Origin of the sequence: Candidatus Finniella inopinata, assembly GCF_004210305.1 — a bacterium.
Lineage (GTDB): Bacteria > Pseudomonadota > Alphaproteobacteria > Paracaedibacterales > CAIULA01 > Finniella > Finniella inopinata_A.
Genome location: NZ_SCFB01000004.1, coordinates 271,785 through 290,393 on the forward strand (window position 1 = coordinate 271,785; position 18,609 = coordinate 290,393).

General features: G+C 44.9%; 13 protein-coding genes. 10 read left to right on the plus strand and 3 right to left on the minus strand.

The genetic code is table 11. The annotated features are described in order from the left end of the window. Window positions 1-243: 243 nt before the first annotated feature. The 3 genes from EQU50_RS03155 to EQU50_RS03165 all read left to right on the plus strand — a co-directional run bounded on the left by EQU50_RS03155 (window position 244) and on the right by EQU50_RS03165 (window position 2,410). A complete protein-coding gene (locus EQU50_RS03155) occupies window positions 244-702 on the plus strand; it encodes an outer membrane protein assembly factor BamE (protein ID WP_130153698.1) in 459 nt (152 codons plus the stop codon). Between the two features lie 9 nt (window positions 703-711). Next, window positions 712-1,746: a beta-N-acetylhexosaminidase gene (gene nagZ, locus EQU50_RS03160; RefSeq protein ID WP_130153699.1), complete on the plus strand. Its 1,035-nt coding sequence runs from the start codon at window positions 712-714 to the stop codon at window positions 1,744-1,746. A gap of 79 nt (window positions 1,747-1,825) precedes the next feature. Next, complete coding sequence (locus EQU50_RS03165) at window positions 1,826-2,410, plus strand: hypothetical protein (protein WP_130153700.1); 585 nt, start codon at window positions 1,826-1,828, stop codon at window positions 2,408-2,410. A gap of 8 nt (window positions 2,411-2,418) precedes the next feature. Here EQU50_RS03165 and lon read toward each other — a convergent pair whose 3' ends face one another. After that, on the minus strand, window positions 2,419-4,827 hold the full coding sequence (gene lon, locus EQU50_RS03170) for an endopeptidase La (RefSeq protein ID WP_130153701.1): 2,409 nt from the start codon (window positions 4,825-4,827) through the stop codon (window positions 2,419-2,421). Between the two features lie 477 nt (window positions 4,828-5,304). On the opposite strand from lon, the gene EQU50_RS03175 reads away from it, so the two are divergent. Further along, entirely contained in the window at window positions 5,305-6,474 is a 1,170-nt protein-coding gene (locus EQU50_RS03175; protein ID WP_165380318.1) for a class I SAM-dependent methyltransferase, read from the plus strand. Window positions 6,475-6,565: 91 nt separating this feature from the next. Here the strand turns inward: EQU50_RS03175 and EQU50_RS03180 are convergent, their stop codons facing one another. Beyond that, entirely contained in the window at window positions 6,566-7,507 is a 942-nt protein-coding gene (locus EQU50_RS03180; protein ID WP_130153703.1) for a phosphatase domain-containing putative toxin, read from the minus strand. A 291-nt stretch (window positions 7,508-7,798) separates the two neighbouring features. Between EQU50_RS03180 and EQU50_RS03185 the strand changes: the two genes are divergently transcribed. Further along, entirely contained in the window at window positions 7,799-9,082 is a 1,284-nt protein-coding gene (locus EQU50_RS03185; protein WP_130153704.1) for a DNA-packaging protein, read from the plus strand. Between the two features lie 301 nt (window positions 9,083-9,383). Here the strand turns inward: EQU50_RS03185 and EQU50_RS03190 are convergent, their stop codons facing one another. After that, complete coding sequence (locus EQU50_RS03190) at window positions 9,384-9,932, minus strand: hypothetical protein (protein ID WP_130153705.1); 549 nt, start codon at window positions 9,930-9,932, stop codon at window positions 9,384-9,386. 161 nt (window positions 9,933-10,093) lie between these two features. Between EQU50_RS03190 and rnhA the strand changes: the two genes are divergently transcribed. From rnhA to EQU50_RS03215, 5 genes are all read left to right on the plus strand, one after another. After that, on the plus strand, window positions 10,094-10,660 hold the full coding sequence (rnhA, locus tag EQU50_RS03195) for a ribonuclease HI (protein ID WP_242508813.1): 567 nt from the start codon (window positions 10,094-10,096) through the stop codon (window positions 10,658-10,660). Further along, complete coding sequence (gene tmk, locus EQU50_RS03200) at window positions 10,660-11,295, plus strand: dTMP kinase (protein ID WP_130153706.1); 636 nt, start codon at window positions 10,660-10,662, stop codon at window positions 11,293-11,295. The genes rnhA and tmk overlap by 1 nt, the downstream gene beginning before the upstream one ends. A 20-nt stretch (window positions 11,296-11,315) precedes the next feature. Further along, complete coding sequence (locus tag EQU50_RS03205; protein WP_130153707.1) at window positions 11,316-14,594, plus strand: hypothetical protein; 3,279 nt, start codon at window positions 11,316-11,318, stop codon at window positions 14,592-14,594. Between the two features lie 283 nt (window positions 14,595-14,877). Then, complete coding sequence (locus EQU50_RS03210) at window positions 14,878-17,082, plus strand: Rne/Rng family ribonuclease (RefSeq protein ID WP_130153708.1); 2,205 nt, start codon at window positions 14,878-14,880, stop codon at window positions 17,080-17,082. 128 nt (window positions 17,083-17,210) lie between these two features. After that, complete coding sequence (locus EQU50_RS03215) at window positions 17,211-18,572, plus strand: M48 family metalloprotease (RefSeq protein WP_165380319.1); 1,362 nt, start codon at window positions 17,211-17,213, stop codon at window positions 18,570-18,572. The last annotated feature ends 37 nt before the right edge of the window (window positions 18,573-18,609 follow it).

Sequence of the window (18,609 nt, forward strand, 5' to 3'; positions counted from 1 at the left end):
CTCATTAGAAAGCGGTATAATACGAAAGCTAAAAAATGTAAGTGCTTTAGTGTGCTGCTTATTGATGATTCTGTGAGACCTTCCGTTCTTATAACGTCCCAGATGTCATACCCGCGTAGGCGGAAATCCAGACAATACAACTGGACCCCCGCCTACGCGGGGGTGACAAAAGGGGTGTTGAGACGAAGCAAGTCAGCGAAATGATCTGAGCGGGGCACATCACTTTTTAAAGAATGGTTTTTTATGTTCTCTGTATTTCAAAATTTGGCAATTCTGGCTCTGGTCTTTTTATGTGGGTGCAGTCCCCGAATAGACAGCCGCGGGTATAATATCGAAACCATCAATACAGCTGATGTAAAGGTTGGCATTGACACCCAGCAGACCATACAGGAACGTCTAGGGTCGCCTTCCACAGTTTCCCTATTCTCTCCAACGCAGCAGGGCCAGTCTTGGTACTATATATCCAAGAAGACCTCATCGACCTCCTTTTATCAACCAGACACCCTTGAGCAGCACGTATTCGTGATTGATTTCAACAACAAAGGGGTAGTTCAAAATATCAGACGATTTGAAGGCGAACATCAAGTTGAGGCCGTGAATCGGAAGACAGAAACCTCTGGTTATGAATCCAGCATGTTGCGGGATATCTTTGGTAACTTTGGCCGATACAGCGGTGCTGCTGCGACAAAACCACGTCAATAAAGTTTTATAATGCCAAAAGCTGTCATTTTAAGCTGCCAAGGACCAGAGCTTCTGCCTGAAGAAAGGGCGTTTTTTAAAGACGTTCAGCCGCTGGGTTTTATTCTGTTTGAACGCCACTGCAAAAGCCGCGAACAGGTTAAAAAGCTGATTGAGGATTTAAGGTCAACTGTTTCCCATTCATTTGTGCCCATTCTGATTGATCAAGAAGGTGGGCGAGTGGTGCGTCTGAAGCCCCCGATATGGCGATCAGCCTACCCTGCCTCGGTTTTTGGACAACTGGCTGAAAAGGATTTAGCCCTGGCTGGGCAGTGCGCTTTTTGGCAAGCCAGCCTTATTGGGCAAGAATTGGCCGAGATTGGCATCAATGTGAACTGCGCGCCTTGTGCTGATCTGTTTATGCCAGATGCAGACCCCATTATTGGGGACCGGGCTTTTTCGGACCAAGTTCCCATCATTCACCACTTGAGTCTGCAAACCATAAAGGGTCTTCAAAGCCAAGGCATTATCCCCATCATCAAACATTTGCCCGGTCATGGACGGGCGCCGGTGGATAGCCATAAGGAACTGCCAATTGTTGAAACCCCTTTGGACGTTTTGCACAAAACAGACTTTCTGGCGTTTTCACAGATTTGCCAATCCTTGAACGATAGAACCCCTCAACCTTGGGGTATGACGGCCCACGTCGTTTATAATGCTGTTGATACCCAACTACCAGCGACTCATTCAGGGGTGGTCACGCAAAAAATCATTCGTGAATTCATTGGGTTTGAAGGCTTTCTCATCAGTGATTGCCTGACGATGGAGGCTTTGGAAGGGTCGTTTACAAACCGCACTGAAAAGGCCCTAAAGGCTGGCTGCGATGCCGTTTTATATTGCAAAAGTAATTTGGACGAGATGGTGGAAGTAGCCAAAGCGGCCAAGACGCTCTCGTCACAGGCCCTTCAACGTCTAGAAAAATCTTTATTACCTAAGGTTCAAACGCTTTCACCAAGTGACCAACAGGACTATGTCTTAAGTCTTTCGAAGGCCGTCAAGTCTTTTTGATTGACTTAACTTTATATTAACTAATTTTAAATATCATAACCCTACAAATCTTTTTATATTACAAAATGGTTTATAGTTCATGATGTTAAATATTATAGTTATTATTACCTTGATGGTCGGCACATGGGCAATGGCCAGTGACACCAACGACAGCTTATCAGCTAACGCTGCAAACGCGTCGATAACTGCTGAACTGACACTGGCTCCAGATCATGTCGTCATAGGTCGCATCAGAAGTAACTTTAAAAAATTATACCTTGATGAAGGGGCCCGAATAGAAACGGTGAAAACCATTTTGACTGAGATCAAGGCAGCTTGCAGCACCCTGAAAACCGATGAAGAGATCAGATTAAAGATCGAACAATTGGATGATGATATTGAAAAAAAATATGGGGTAAATCTGGACTATGGTTTCAGATATCTGAACGAATTACTGATCATCACAGCCACGGAACAAACGGTTCAGGCCGGCGTTTATAGTGTTATTGAATACAGGTACCAGGTCACGCCCGCGGGGCAAGACCTGAACCGTTTCATCAAAAAATATATAAAGAAAGACAGCTTAATTAGTCAGAAAACTTTATCTGACAGTTGGGTGGAAACTTCTCGATACCTCGACCCTGAAGATAAATTCACCAAGAATCCTTTAAGTCCCCAGAATTAGCCCCACCATCAATGCGTCAAGGGCGCGCCTTGTTCCTTGCTCACACTCAAAGTAGGAGGTTGGGCAATAATCGGGTCAAAATCCTGAAACGGAATCGGTTGGGGTTGATGCGTTAACGCCAACTTCAAAACCTCATCGATGGTTGAGACTGGAATAATCGTTAACCCCGCCTTAACGTTCTCGGGAATTTCTTGCAAATCTTTCTGGTTTTGAATGGGAATCAGAACAGTCTTAATACCGCCCCTGTGTGCTGCCAGCAGTTTTTCCTTTAATCCACCAATTTGTAAGACCCGACCGCGTAAGGTAATCTCGCCCGTCATCGCCACATCTTTTTTAACGGGAATGCCAGTAAAGGCCGAAACGATAGCCGTACAGACTCCAATACCGGCTGAGGGACCGTCCTTTGGTATAGCGCCCTCTGGAAAGTGAATGTGGATATCCCTTTTTTCAAACAAATTCGCCTGAAGGCCAAACAGGTGTGCTCTTGATCGCACATAACTAAGCGCGGCTTGTATGGATTCTTGCATAACATCGCCTAACTTGCCGGTAAAGATGGGTTTACCTTTGCCGGGAATAACAACAGCTTCAATAGATAACAAATCTCCGCCCACCTCGGTCCAGGCCAAACCTGTAACCGTTCCAACGGAATCGTCGACCTCTGCCTGGCCATAGGTATACCGGGTCACGCCAGCGTATTGCTCCAGCGTGTCTTTGGTCACGACAATCGACGTTTTCGAATCTGTCAAAATCTGTTTAATAGCTTTGCGCGCCAAGTTAGCAATCTCCCTTTCCAGGTTTCGCACACCCGCTTCACGCGTATAAGTTCTGATAAGCGATACCAGGGCTTCTTGCGTCACCTCAAGCTCGCCTTTTTTTAAGCCATGGGCACTAACCTGCTTAGGAACCAGATAATTTTGGGCTATGGCTAACTTTTCGTCCTCTGTATACCCGGGAATACGAATAATCTCCATACGATCCAATAGCGGCTGCGGCATTTTAAGTGTATTGGCCGTTGTGATGAACATGACATCGGACAGATCGTAATCCACCTCCAAGTAATGATCACTGAAGGTGGCGTTTTGTTCGGGATCCAAAACCTCCAACAAAGCAGAGGAAGGGTCTCCGCGCCAATCGCTGCCGACTTTATCGATTTCATCCAATAAGAATAAAGGATTCGACGTCTTGGCCTTTTTCATTCCCTGGATAATTTTGCCGGGCATAGAGCCAATGTAGGTGCGGCGATGTCCCCGAATTTCCGACTCATCACGCACACCGCCCAAGGCAACACGAACAAAATCACGACCTGTTGCTTCGGCAACTGATTTACCCAAAGACGTTTTACCCACACCAGGGGGGCCCACCAAGCATAAAATCTGCCCCCTCACTTTGCCAACCCGGGTTTGAACGGCCAGATATTCCAAAATGCGTTCTTTAACCTTCTCCAGACCGTAATGCTCTCGATTTAAAAAATCTTGTGCTTGTTTTAAGTCACACTTTGTTTTCTTAGGCTTTGACCAAGGAATGGACAATAACCAATCCAGGTAATTACGAACAACGGTCGCCTCGGCGGAGGATTGATTCATCAATCTTAATTTTTTAACTTCGGCAGTTGCTTTTTCTCTGGCCTCTTTAGAGAATTTAGTGTTTTTAATGCGAAGCTCAATTTCAGCAATTTCGTCTTTTCCTTCTTCGCCTTCACCCAATTCTTTGTGGATGGCTTTCATTTGTTCATTTAAATAGTATTCGCGCTGGGTTTTTTCCATTTGTCGTTTAACGCGGGTGCGAATTTTTTTCTCAACCTGCATCACGTTGTTTTCGTTTTCTATGAAAGTTAAAACCTTTTCCAGGCGCTTATTAATGTCTGCGCATTCTAACAAAACCTGCTTATCGGCAATTTTCAGATTGAAGTATGACGAGATGGTATCTGCAAGCTTACCAGCTTCCTCAATTTGATTAATCGTGATCAACACATCAGGGGGGATTTTCCGGTTTAACTTAATGTATTGTTCAAATTCTGTGACGATGGTTCGGCATAAAGCCTCTGTCTCGTCGTCGTCATGAACGATTTCATCGATGGTTTCAACTTCGGCGACTAAAAAATCTTCGTGACGTTCAAATTTCGTAACCTTTGCGCGATCGCGTGCTTCAACCAAAACCTTAACAGTCCCATCGGGCAGCTTTAACATCTGCAAAATTGTTCCAATGATTCCAACTTTGTGCAGATCTTGGGCAGAGGGAAAATCCTGGGCTGAGTTTTTTTGCGTTATCAGAAGGATCAGTTTGTGCTCAGTCTGCATCACCTCTTCCAAAGCCAAAACAGACTTCTCCCGACCCACAAACAAGGGAACGATCATGTGGGGGAAAACGACAATGTCACGCAAGGGCAAAACTGGATACCTTTTTTTAATTTTTTGCATGACTAACCCCCCATTTTAGAAAACCTTTTATAGACGGAATCAGTCTATCACGGTGAAGATTAAGAAGGAACTAAGAATTCATTGGGCACAAACAGAAATAATTTTCTTGTTTTTTACAGGTTTTCTAGGGTCGCTGTGTCGAGCATTATATCGGGATATGTTTACGTCCTATGCAAACAAACCTAAGCAAAATTTGGCTGATTGCGACCATACTTCTAGGAACAGGCGTTGCTGCATCATTTTTTAATCATCCTGGAAAACCAACCAGCGATCAGAAAAATTACGCCCCCAAAGCTAGAGTTGAAGTATCTTGGAAAACAAATACTGTGCTAAGGACTTTTACGGCATTAAATAAACTGTTATTAAGGGCTTCCAGGCGAAGCCCTCATTCCTTTCATTCAAAATATGTGAATAATGTTTGCATTAAATGATGGAAAAGAATATATGAATACTATAAATAAGAACGGAGTGCTAAAAGTGCCTAATAAAATTTTACCTCTACTTTCTCTCGTCTCTGCCCTCTTCGTGTATTCATATGACGCTCTAGCTTCAGCTTCATCTCAGGCAACTGTTGTAAAAACGCCTGGAGATTGTTTAAATGAACAACTTCGTGCTGATCCTCGTGGTCCTTTTGTAAAAGTGTATGGCCCTGATGTTTTTAATAAGACATCGTTGGGAACGCCTGTTACCGCTATTGATGCGAACAAAATGCTAGCCCCTGTAGCTTCTTCAAAGCAATATATTAATCTCGAGATCCTCTACCAGGGCGAAGAAATTCGGGCTGCTAGACAAATCCCTCCGCGAGCACACAATCTTAATTCTTCCGGACATTTTGGAGCCCAAATGGCCCATATCGATCCCACCAAGAAAGCCTTCTGGGATTATTGCCAATCGACGGAAATTCAGAGCGTGACCGAAATTGCTGGGGGTACCGGTAGCTTGGCTTACGAGATTCTTCAAACTTACAAAGGTCAATACATCTTTAATGACATGATGCCCTTGAACTTGATGAGGCCAGCCCTTGATTTTCCCAAAAGAAATGACATTTTCCTCAACAATCAAACTTTTCCTGACGAATTAAAACTTCCCGACAACTCTCAGAATGCCATTGCTTGTTTTCATCTGATCCATTACTTCGAGGGATCAAAGATTGAAGCCAGCCTTGCGCTCATTCTTAAAGCTTTAAAGCCAGGTGGCAGGTTATTCATCACGGCTCTTTCTATTGATGGTACCCCTTTTGAATGGTGCGAGGATTATTTGAAAGCGGAGGCCAAGAAAGTCAAAACAAACTCTTGGCCAACGGGCTTTAACCCGAATCAACTGGCAGACAGCCTAGGTAGTAAAGGTTTTGATAGAAAAATTTTCCCCTTTGATCAACCTTTTATTCACCCCCTTAGTGTAGCCATTTTGGGTCAGGCTCTCCAGAAGCTGGGCTTTAAAATTACAGAAGCGAAATCCTTTCCTGTCGCAACACCCGAAGTTTTCGAACAACAATTCCTTAAGCGTCAGATAGAGCTGGCTGAAGCACAAGGAATGACTGTTGATGATTCTTTTAAGAACAAAACTAAAGAAGCAATAAAAACAGACTCCACCTATCAAAAACAGTTGGGCAAATTCATGCAAAGTGTCATTGGTTTTGTGGCTTAAAAACCTGAGTAAATTCATATACCCATAAGGGAATTATCTTGGTTGATATTCTCTTAAAACTCTCACATTTTCATATAAATACAACCGCAGCTTAATTCATCACCGCTCTGTAAAGTTGCAAACCGCGCATGAAAAACAGCATGGCCGCGCACCTGCCATAAGAAGAAAAACCTTTTAGGCTCCACCAGGACGTTATAGAGGGCTGTTGTTGAAAAGCTTGCAAACCTTTCTCAGATACCCACTGACTCCATAACATTCCTTTGTGAAAGCCATTTTCAGCATAATCATAGAAATTTCGTAAAAAATTTAGCCATTGGGTTTTAGAGCACGAATACCACATGTTCTTTAAATTGGCCCCGCCCATTTGATGGTGTCGATCCAAAATATCCTCCAAGCAGGTGTCTTTTGAAGCGGCCGTTTTTATCATTTCAGACATAGCCATAAAAGTGGTTGTCCGTCCCTGCCCCGCCAAGCAATGAAAATGCAGCCAATTGTTCTGTCCTTCGATGGACCGCAGAAAAGTTATAAAGGTGTCCACATCGGAATCTTCTGGCCGGGTCACATCGGTTACGGGAATGCGAAGATAGCGCATTCCCAGCCCCTCTACGCACGTTTTTTCCGTTTGATAAGCGGGAAATCTGGCGGTAAATCCATTCTCCAACCTTTGGATTTCTTTGCTGGTCAGCCCGTTATAGGCGTTGACTTTTGGCCCAGTAACAGACGCCGTTTCGGTCATAAACGCCATAAAATGCGGTTCTTCTCGAAGGTCCACAATTGTTATATTTTTATGAGGGATTGTTCTTAGTAAAATTTGAAATTCTGGTTCGGTGAATTGGTGACTTCCAGAAACACACAAATCCTCTGCCATTCTAAATTTTTGGGGAATAAGACCCTCTGGGAAATGGGTTAGGTCCTGTGGATAAATCTGTTGGCTGGCGGTGGCCGCCTGGGCTTGTAAAGTGAATAAAAGAGAAACTGCAAAAATGATAAGATAAAAGTCGTTTTTTCCTGAATATGTTTTGTGAAAGAACATGTGAATAATCCTTCCTGATATCAATGCTATGCAGAAGGGAAGATATGCGTAACATGTTAATTAATCGTTAATATAGCTAATCCCCTATGAAACGATTACGGCGTTTCCCGGCGTGATCTGCGGTGCTCAGTTACTTATGTAAACTCCGCTCCTCGACACTTGGGCGCCTTGTACTCGCTTCATATCGAATTAGCTATACCCTTCGCCTTTCAACGCATTTATCCCAGGCTATCTCAGAACTGGCTTTTTGCCGGTCATCCCCTGATCCTGATCCCGAAAGGGAGAAAAAGGATGTCCAAAGTTTTAAAAAAACAACTGCTGAAGTTATTAAAGAAAGAACTGAAACGGCGGCAAGATCTTAAACTGCGCTATGACTGGTTAAAACAGGCACGACCGAACCAACTGCCTCCGCCGGGCGATTGGCGCGTATGGTTGATTTTGGCAGGACGTGGGTTTGGCAAAACCCGAACGGGCGCTGAAACGCTGCGTCTGTGGATTGAAAAGGGGCTGTATCGTCATGTGGCCCTGATCGGACGCAGCCTAAATGAAGCCAGGAACGTCATGGTGGAGGGTCAAAGCGGTCTGTTGGCCTGTCATCCAGTGGGAGAGCAGCCCAAGTTTGAGGCCTCGAAGCAACGGTTGGTTTGGCCCAATGGGGCTGTGGCGACTTTATTCGGAGGGGATAATTTTGAAAAGCTCCGCGGGCCGCAGTTTGATTTGGTATGGATTGACGAGCTGGCAAAGTTTCGATACCCCCAGGCTTTGTGGGAACAGCTGATGCTGGCCCTGCGTCTTGGCGATAATCCGCGCTGCCTGATCACCACAACACCACGGCCGATTCCGTTAATTGATCAACTTTTGAAATCGCCCCATACGGTTGTGACCAAGGGCACCACGTTTGAGAATCAGGCAAACTTGGCGGCGGTTTATCTGCAACAAATCGTGAAACAGTTTGAGGGGACGCGTCTGGGGGCCCAGGAATTGTATGCGGAGGTTTTAACCGAACGCCAGGGCGCCTTGTGGCAACGGTCGATGCTTCGATATCAACAGCCACCGGAAGGGACAAATTATCAACGCATTGTGATTGCTATTGACCCTGCCACCACGCACCATGAACAAAGCGACGAGACGGGTATTGTCGTTGCTGGCATTACCGCTGATCAGACAGCTTATGTGTTAGAGGATTTAAGCGGGCGCCACAGTCCGGCCGATTGGGGCCAGCGGGTTGTGCAGGCGTATTGGCGTCATAAAGCCGACCGTGTAGTAGCGGAGGTGAACAAAGGCGGCGATATGGTTGAGCGTATTGTTCGAAGCCTTGACCCACATGTCAGCTATCGCGCTGTGCGGGCCACCCGTGGGAAGGCAACGCGAGCTGAGCCGATTGCGGCGTTGTATGAACAAGGGAAAGTTTTTCACACCCGCCCCCATACTTTGTTAGAAACCCAATTGTGTGAGTATATTCCGGGCATCACCAGTAAATCACCCGACCGCCTGGATGCCTTGGTCTGGGCCCTTACCGATTTGGTATTGGATAAAGAAAGCAACCCGGTTCCAAAAATATGGGGCGGCGTATAGCCAATCCCCTATGAAACGATTACGACGTTGCCAGAAGCAAGTCACTTGCATCAACAATGGCCGTGTTTTTTTGGTGATTTCTACAAGTCTTTTAAGCTCATCTTGTCTACCTATGAAATGACTCATACAAAACTCGTGGAATATAAAGATAACAAATGTGTGTTTGTTATTCGTATAACGCCATGTCGAATTGGAATTGCAAACAGAAAAATGTGTGTTTGTTATTCTGACACAATTGGACGCCTGGCTCTGAATTGCTCCATGACCAGGCCGTCAACTGTAGTGCATAACCCGGATTTCCCTAGAACAAATAACTGATCCCAATGCCGCCTGCTGCGAATTTATGAGTTGTGGTTCGTTGGCCACCAATCCGTTGGTTTTGGTATGTGTAGGGATTAATCCAAGCGCTTAGAACAATGTGGCTAACGGGTTGATACTCAATCGATACATAAGGCCCTACATTCACAGAAGAATTAATACTTCTTCCATCTTTCTTACCTATGTCTGTGCTTATATCAACTCCAAAGGCGAAATAAGTATTTTCCCGGACTTTGAAACGGGGTCCGCCAAAAAATGCAGGAGAGAAAACATTAGTGCTTTTTCCATTTGTTCTTAAAAATCCTGAAACATTAAAGCCTGCTGAATGACATTCGCCATAGTTGACAACACCAATGGAAGTGGTGCCGCTGTCGACAATGCTAGCCTGAACACCCCATCGATTCGACGAAGTTTCAGCTGGTTTCGTTGTATGCTGCTGGCTTGGACATCCGCAGCTTGCCCAAGTCATGTTGGTTTGCAACAAAGTTAGGCCAACGGCACACAGCTTTAAAGTGTGATTTTTGGTGGTCATTGAACAATTCCTTAACAAACAATTAATTTCAATTACTAATTTAGTTAAAAACTATTAATAATTTCAACAAAAATTTAACTAAAATAATGGTTAATTTTGGTTCGTCTGGTTTATGAGGCACACTTTTCCTTTTTTATAAATCATCAGCTTGAAAACTTTGTGTGAACTGTTTAAGTCTAAAAGTAGGTTTTTATAAAGATTTTCAAGGTATGATGCCCACACTTTCCAACCAAACCGACACGTTTGACTTTCAAACATTTTTAAACGCGATAACGCCGTCTTCATTGGTGGAGATTTTCACGGATGGGGCTTGCAGTGGCAATCCAGGTCCGGGGGGTTGGGGCGCTGTTTTGCGCTGTGAAGGGCAAGAGTGGGAACATTCAGGGGGCGAGGTGCAAACCACCAACAACCGCATGGAAATGTTGGCGGCGGTGGAAAGTTTGACTTGTTTGCCTTTGCAAACAAAAATTGTCCTGTATACGGACAGTCAGTATTTAAAAAATGGTATGAATCTGTGGCTTAAAAATTGGAAAAAGAATGGTTGGAAAACGGCTGATAAAAGCCCCGTTAAAAACCAAGATTTGTGGCAACGCTTGGATACCCTGACGCAGAACCAGTCGGTTGAGTGGCAATGGGTACGCGGCCACGACGGCCATGCAGAAAATGAACGGGCAGATGCCTTAGCCCGCAATGCCATTATCGCCCAGCGTATGGGGATTTCATCGTAATGTCGCCGGGCAAATTTATTACCTTTGAGGGCGGAGAAGGTGCGGGGAAAAGTACCCAGGCAAAATATCTGGCCGACTATCTGGAACAGCAGGGGTTCAAAGTCATTTTGACCCGGGAACCAGGCGGCAGCCCGGGGGCCGAGCTGATTCGAAACCTGTTGGTAACGGGTGGGGCCGACAAATGGTCAGCAGAGGCTGAGCTGTTGTTGATGTATGCGGCCCGAGCCGACCACTGGCAAAAACGAATCCACCCTGCCCTTGACCAAGGATACTGGGTTGTTTGCGATCGATTTGCCGATTCAAGCGTGGCTTATCAGGGTTATGGGCGGGGGCTGGATCTTGACTTTCTGAATCTGCTTTACAAAAAAACCGTTGGGGACCGAAACCCTGACAGAACTTATGTGTTTGATATTGCCCCCCATAAAGGTCTAGGGCGGGCTGCCCACCGATTTATTGACGGGAATAAAAACGAAGACCGTTTTGAAAGTTTCGACCTTTCTTTTCATGAACGGGTCCATCAGGGGTTCCTTACGATTGCTCAGCAGAATCAGGGCCGCTGTCTTATGGTTGATGCCAATCAATCAATCCAACAGATTCAAGACTTAATCCGTCAGGATATCTGTTCATATTTATGATGCTTTTCCCAGAGTAAATAATGACTATATTACGCGTACTGACCATGGTTTTGTGCTGTGGTCTTGGGGCTGCTGCCTCAACCATTGGAACATCGCCGACTATCCAAGAATCAGATAAAGAAGAGAAATATGAATTACCTCAGAGCGCAGCAGCATCGTCTGTCGCCTCAACAAATGGGACATTGCCAACCATCCAAGAGTCAGAAGAAGAAGCTAAATATGAATTAGCTCAAGGCGCAGCAGCAACAACCAATGTCGCCCCTAAAAAAGAAGCGCCTTTAACCCAAGAAGATTTTAATGCCTATTGTGCCAAGGAATTTCGCATTATCTTTGAAACCATCAATAAACATAATAGATTCACAGGCGATTTGCATACCCAATCGAAAGCTTGGGAAGTTATAACTTTCCTTAAAATGCCCTTTTTTGCAAAGAAAAAAGGTATCCCCTTTTCGGCAGCCCTGCAGGATTTAATTGCCGTGGGATCAAAAACTGAATTCGACTGTTTCGGTGCCCAGCTATTGCCCGTTTGGAGTCTTTTGCGGCTGGACGCAACGGATATTTTCATCAGTGACCTTGAACAAAAAGATAATGATTTTCAGTTCATCTTAATAAGCGGCCAGATAGTTCAATATTTACAAAAAATGCTTGATCATTGCCCCGCTCTCATTGGAGAGCCCGCCCATCCTGATGATTTGAAGAAGGTTGATTTATTAAAGAAAAATTTTAAAAAAACAGCAGGCTTGTTGCCGCGTTCTGAAATAGTGCCACGTAATGGGGCTTTACCAACGGACGTATTGGGGGGAGTTCTTTACTTATCGAGTGTGGAGGGTATAGATGCCGAAGGAGAAAAAACTCCAGAAAAGGGTCAATACCTTTATTGTGTGGATGCCATTCACGGACTTTATAGCGGATTTGGTCCTTTCTTCAAAGCGGGCCCTAAAACATTGTTTGAGCTTGCGACAGACCACGAGAGGCGCGTAAAAGCAGAAATCAGCGCCGCAGCACAAGATGCCGAAAAATGGTACCGTAACCAAATATCGATTTCGCTTCAAAAGCAGAAAATAAAGGAAAAAAAAATAAAGGCAGGGACCCACGCCCTGCAGTACCTTACCGATCCTTCCTTACACACCTACTACATAAAGCCGGCGAATTGGAACCCTCCTCCAGATTTGGAAATCAGCGATGCTGCCAAAGAAAAAACGCTGTCAACCTTAAGCAAAGAAGAAGCACTGGACGCGACTGATGAATCACCCCCACCATCAACCCAAGAAGAATATAATGTTTGTTGTGCAAAAATTCTGCATACGCTCTTTTCTCTTATGAATCAAAAACAAACTTTCGGCCAAAAACCATTTACACAATCGCCATCTTGGGAAACGATAGAAATTTTTGGAGATGTATTTTTTCTAAAAAAACCAAATGTACTTACTTCACATGCCATTCAAGACTTGATGCAAGACACATCAAAGACACAATTTGACAGCGTTACTGCTGAACAAATTGGCATTTGGAGTATTTTACCCCAGGATACTGTTGATAACTTTGTCAAAGAATATGAATCGGTAACTGAACCGCTTTGCTTTCCTTTGATTAGTGAGCACACTTTGTCAGAGAAGCTGCAATTGGCGGAAGCATTGGTACAGCAGCGCAAAAGCCAACGAACTTTAAGCAAAGCAGAGCTTAAAAAAAACCCTCAACTTTCGACTTGGCTCGATGGCCTGGACGACACAATCAAGACCTTGACATGGTTTCAGAAAAGCCTTGGAAAATTACGGGGAATTCCGCGAAAAATTCAGGATGTACCCCAAGGTAAAAATTTCCCCTATGAAACCGTTCAGGGTGGAGCCATTTATTTGCCCGGCGTGGGAGAGGAAGAATTGGGCCCCTCTCAAGGCCTTAGTCTTTTCTGCGTTGATATCGCCAAACAACTTTACATAAGCTACGACCCCCTGTTCGTAGACGGCCCAAAAAGTTTGTTTGATATTGCAACAGAACTTGAAAGACGCGCAAAAAGCAAAGGAATCAAAACATCTGAATGGCTGGTAACCAAAACAATGCCTATCATAAAAAAATTAATTGCAGAGGGAAGATATAAGAAGAAGGAAGGCGTACACCCACTGCAATTTCTTGTTGAACCTGGCACGTGCTGTTTTTTTGTCATTCCAGCAGAATGGGAGGGGTCCAAGGCAAAAGTTAAACCTAAAGAAATTCAATCAACTGATGCTATGCTTGCAGAAGGGGGCCGTCTAGTCTTGAAGGCAGTCGAATCCTCTTTCACCACGGAAGGTTTCAGCGATTACTACACACAAAAGAACAGGCAACTTTTAGAAGATGCGTGGGAAAGTTATTGTTCGGTAACAACCCCCGCCCAGCGCCAAGGATGGACACCGCCCCAAAGCCAGCAGGAATATGATGCCTATTGTGCGCAAACGCGTCTTGAATATTTATTGACTATGAATAAAAACAAGTCTTACGACAAGAAACCATTCACCAAGTCCGATTATTGGTATGTTGAGACAGTCTTTGGGATATCATTTTTTTTTAAAAAAAGACACTATCCGACCGTATTCGCCTTTTCCGATTTAGTCGCTGATGACTCAATGACGAAATTTGATGATCAAAGCCTGCGTCAAACTCTTAATTGGGTTGTACTGCCCCACATAACAAGCCAACTTTTTATAAAGCATTGCGAGGATGAAGATAAAGAATTTTTCCTTCCCTTAATTGACGGACCAACAATTGAAACTTTGGGAAAGTTTGCAACAAGGGATCATGATCGACTTTCTGGGCATTGGAACATGGATGAAGAATGGCAAAAATTTAGACACCTTCAAAAATGTTTTAACAAGATAAAAAATTTTGTGCCATCTGCTCAAAGGGTTCAACAAGATGGATCCTTCCCGTTAAAAACTGCTTTGGGGGGAAGTTTCTATCTACCCAATGTGGAGGAAATAACAGGGGCTGGAATAGGTGTAAATCTTTTCCGTGTTGGGGAAGACAGCTATATTGGATTGAACGAGTTTTTCAAGGATGGTCCACAAACAATCGATACGATTGGGAAATACCATGCCTCGATAGGAATTTCTGTATGTCTGTGTAAACGCCAAAAAGTTAAGGATTATTTTCAGAAACTAATGGCACCCATAGAGAAATTAATACAAGAGGAAAAGATCAAGGAACAAAAAATAGGGACTCATGCCCTTCAGTATCACGTGAATTCCAATACATGCCAATTTATGCCATATCAAGAAAAGGCATGGCAAAATGAGGTTGTCCTGAGGCGATTCCATATAGGATGATTTTCTAGGGGTCCCGGGGGAGTATTTTTTCACTGGTGATTAAAAACAAAGTATGCTTAAATCGCAGCATTAAATGGGATTACTGTGTCAGCTTGGTATCATACGCCATCTTAAGGCTTTAATAATGTTTCGGCGTCTATCGAGCTGCCTTCTGACCTGGTCGCAAAATTTTTAATTATTATATGATGACGCCTGACATGCCTAGAATTACTTCCCTTGACGTTAATAACACTAAGGATCACTTTGAGGCTTTGGTTGGGCGGCGCGTGGAGATCACTGCCAAATGGCCAAAAAACTACTTATTGATGCGAATCATCCCGAAGAGGTTCGGGTTGCTGTCGTTAATGGACAAATCTTAGAAGATTTTGATTCCGAAACCTCAACTAAAAAACAAATAAAAGGCAATATCTACCTTGCTAAGGTGGTTCGTGTTGAACCGTCCCTTCAGGCTGCGTTTGTCGAATTTGGGGGCAATCGTCACGGATTTTTGCCGTTTAGCGAAATTCACCCCGATTATTATCGTGTGCCTGTTGCTGATCGCCCTGCTGCAGAATCAGGCCTGGAAAATGACGAAGAAAATATAGACGATACCTTGTTCGGCAGCGAACAAGAGGAGTCTTTAGATGAAGAAGCGGATGCCGTTTCAGAACCAGATGAAAATGCGTCAGAAAAAGATTCAAGCGCCGATTCCGAAGACACGGAAAAAGTTAGTCAAAAACCAAAACCTTCTCGAACCGCTGGCTATAGATACAAGATCCAAGAGGTTATCAAACGCCGCCATATCATGTTGGTGCAGGTTGTGAAAGAGGAGCGTGGCAATAAAGGCGCGTCTTTAACCACATACCTTAGCCTTCCGGGTCGTTATTGTGTTTTGATGCCAAACGCTGGTTACAGGGCGGGTGGAGTTTCTCGCAAGATTAATGATGGGGAAGACCGCCGCCGTTTGAAAGACCTTGTCAAAGATTTAAGCATGCCTGAAGGCATGGCTTTGATTGTGCGCACCGCCGGGCAAGAACGAAATAAGAATGAAATCCGTCGCGACTACGACTATTTACTGCGGCTGTGGAGCGAAATCCGCGATTTGACCTTACAGTCCATTGCGCCGTTCTTAGTTTATGCCGAAGGCGATCTGATCAAAAAATCAATACGCGATATTTACAACCGGGATATTGATGAGATCTTGGTGCAAGGCGAAGAGGCTTATAAGCAAGCCAAGGCTTTTATGCGCCAATTGATCCCAAGTCATGCCCGCAAAGTTAAATTGTATCAGGATGAAAATTCTCCCCTTTTGCATCGTTTTAAGGTTGAGGAACAAATCAACCAAATGATGCAACCGTCTGTCAGGTTGCCGTCTGGTGGGTCGATTGTGATCAATTTGACCGAGGCTTTGGTGGCGATTGACGTCAACTCGGGCCGTTCAACCCGGGAACGTCATATTGACGACACTGCTTTAAAAACAAACCTGGAAGCCGTTGATGAAGTCGCACGGCAAATGCGCCTGCGCGACCTGGCCGGTCTTGTGGTCATCGACTTTATTGATATGAGTGATAACAATCATATTCAGCAGGTTGAAAAAAAACTGAAAGAGGTTGTTAAGACCGATCGTGCCCGCATTCAGTTGGGGAAAATCAGCCAGTTTGGCTTGATGGAATTATCACGTCAGCGGTTACGTCCCAGTTTGATTGAAACCTATACCATTCCCTGTACGCATTGTCATGGGACGGGCTTGGTCCGCTCCATTGAATCTATGTCATTGCATGTCCTGCGCGCTGTTGAAACGTGCGCCTTGCAACAGTCTGCAAAGGAAATTCTTTTGACGGTTCCAAGTGGGGTTGATTTATATCTGCTTAATCAAAAACGTCAGAATCTTATTGCCTTGGAAAATCGGTTTTCTGTATCAATACAGGTCAATCGGGACCCTGCCTTGAACTCGCCTGATTTCAAATTAGATGTTTTGGCTATTCAAGAAACCCTTAAAAAAATTGTTCCTGATGTTAAATCAAAACCATTATTGGCTAAACCCGAAATCATGGAAGAGGACGAAGACGAGAAAGAGCCAACCTCTCAAGGGCGAGATGAAGAGGAAGCGGCTGCAACAAAAAGCCGCAATAACCGTCGTCGTCAACGGCGTCGCCGTTCAGCTGCTGAACGCCAACAAAATGTAGAGCCGGCAAGTACTCAATCCCCTATTCAGCCTCAAGTTGCAGCTGTTATATCGGATTTACCGGCGCAACCAAAAACAGAGGGGGAAGTACGTCCGCCCAGCAAGAATCGTCGCCCCCGGCGCAGACGCCCAGCAACGAACAAAACAATAGCCACGGTTGCAGAAGACAGCACCCAACCTTCCACTGTAAAGGGGAATCAACCAAGTTCTCAGGTTATTGATATAGAGGGGCTTCCCGCCAATGTCGACCAAGGTGATACCACAAAAAGCACTACTTCAAAAAAAGGGAACCGTGGGTGGCTCAGGCGTCTTCTAGATTCTTAAAAAACTTCTTTCAAATGGTTTTTGGTTATTATCCCCATTGTACCCCATGTCATTCCCGCGCAGGCGGGAATCTAGAACAATACAACTGGACCCCCGCCTACGCGGGGGTGACAATAGAAGGCAGAGCGATGATAAAGAAGAGTAAAAAACCACTGGGGGCTGGACTACGCAAATTCTTTACCCTTCTATTCGCATGTCTGTTTTTATGTTTGTCGACTGCCCAAACCGGAGACATTCCAAAAGACCAGTTTATTAGCGACGAAGAAATTGAACAAACCTTAACGGATTGGTTAAGTCAAATCTTTAAGGTTGCTAATGTGTCCATGAAGCCGAAGGTTTTGATTTTATCCTCGCCTGAGGTGAACGCTGGTGCGACTTTGGGGGGGATGATTATTGTCTACACCGGATTGATTTTAAAGTGTCAAAACGTCAATCAACTGTTGGGGGTTTTGGCGCATGAGACGGGTCACATTGCAGGCGCCCACAGCGCCCGTGCGGCCGAGGCCCAAAATCAAGCGTTGGTTCCAGCTGTGGCCACCATGTTGTTAAGCGGAGCCGCTGCGTTAGCTGCAGGATCCCCAGACCTCTTGGCAGCAGGTTTGGCGGGGGGAGCCCAGGTATTTGAACGCGGCCTTTTAAAGCATAGCCGAGACCAAGAAGAGACAGCCGACGCGTCAGCCCTTCGCTATTTAACAGCCCTTGGCTGGCCCACGCGTGGATTGGGGGAATTTTTACACCTGTTGGATACCAATTACACGGGCCCCACAGACCCTTACACCTTAACCCATCCTTTGTCGAATGAACGTCGGGAAAAAGTTTCGTTATTCGAGAGACAAGCCTTGGTAAACGTTCAGACCCTGCCAAAGGAAGAGGGAAAATTCCAGCGCATCAAAGGCAAAATCAATGGTTTTATGAATAAGCCGGATGCTGTGTTGCGGGAATATAAATCCACTGACAAAAGCATTGCGGCCCGGTATGCACGGTCAATTGCCTTGTATCGCAAGGGAAGACATTCCGAAGCATTGGCTGTATTGCAGGGCTTAATCGATGAACATCCTTCTGACCCGTTCTTTTTAGAATTGAAGGGGCAGATTTATTTTGAAACAGGCAAGATTTCTGAAGCGGCAAGTTATTTCCGACAAGCCTTGAAACTTTTGCCCAAGGCTCAAACCATTTCTATGCTGTTAGCTCAGGCTTTATTGGAAAGCCAAATCCCTGACAGCAAAATTTTAGACGAAGCTGTTAGTTTGCTAATGGAGGTTGTTGACCACGCCCCTGAAAATGTTTTTGCCTGGCGTTTATTGGCCAAGGCTTACGGCAGAAAAAATCAAATGGATCATATGGCCTTGTGTTTAGCTGAAGAGGCTTTCTTGTTCAATAACGTCCCCATGGCGAAATCCCAGGCTCAGAAGGCTTCTAAAAGCAAGGATCCTATCGTGGCTAAACGTGCCAAAGACATTTTGGGGCAGATCGAGCCTGCTGGTGCGTGAAACAAAGCTTGCTTTGTGCGCAGGAACCTTTTAGAAA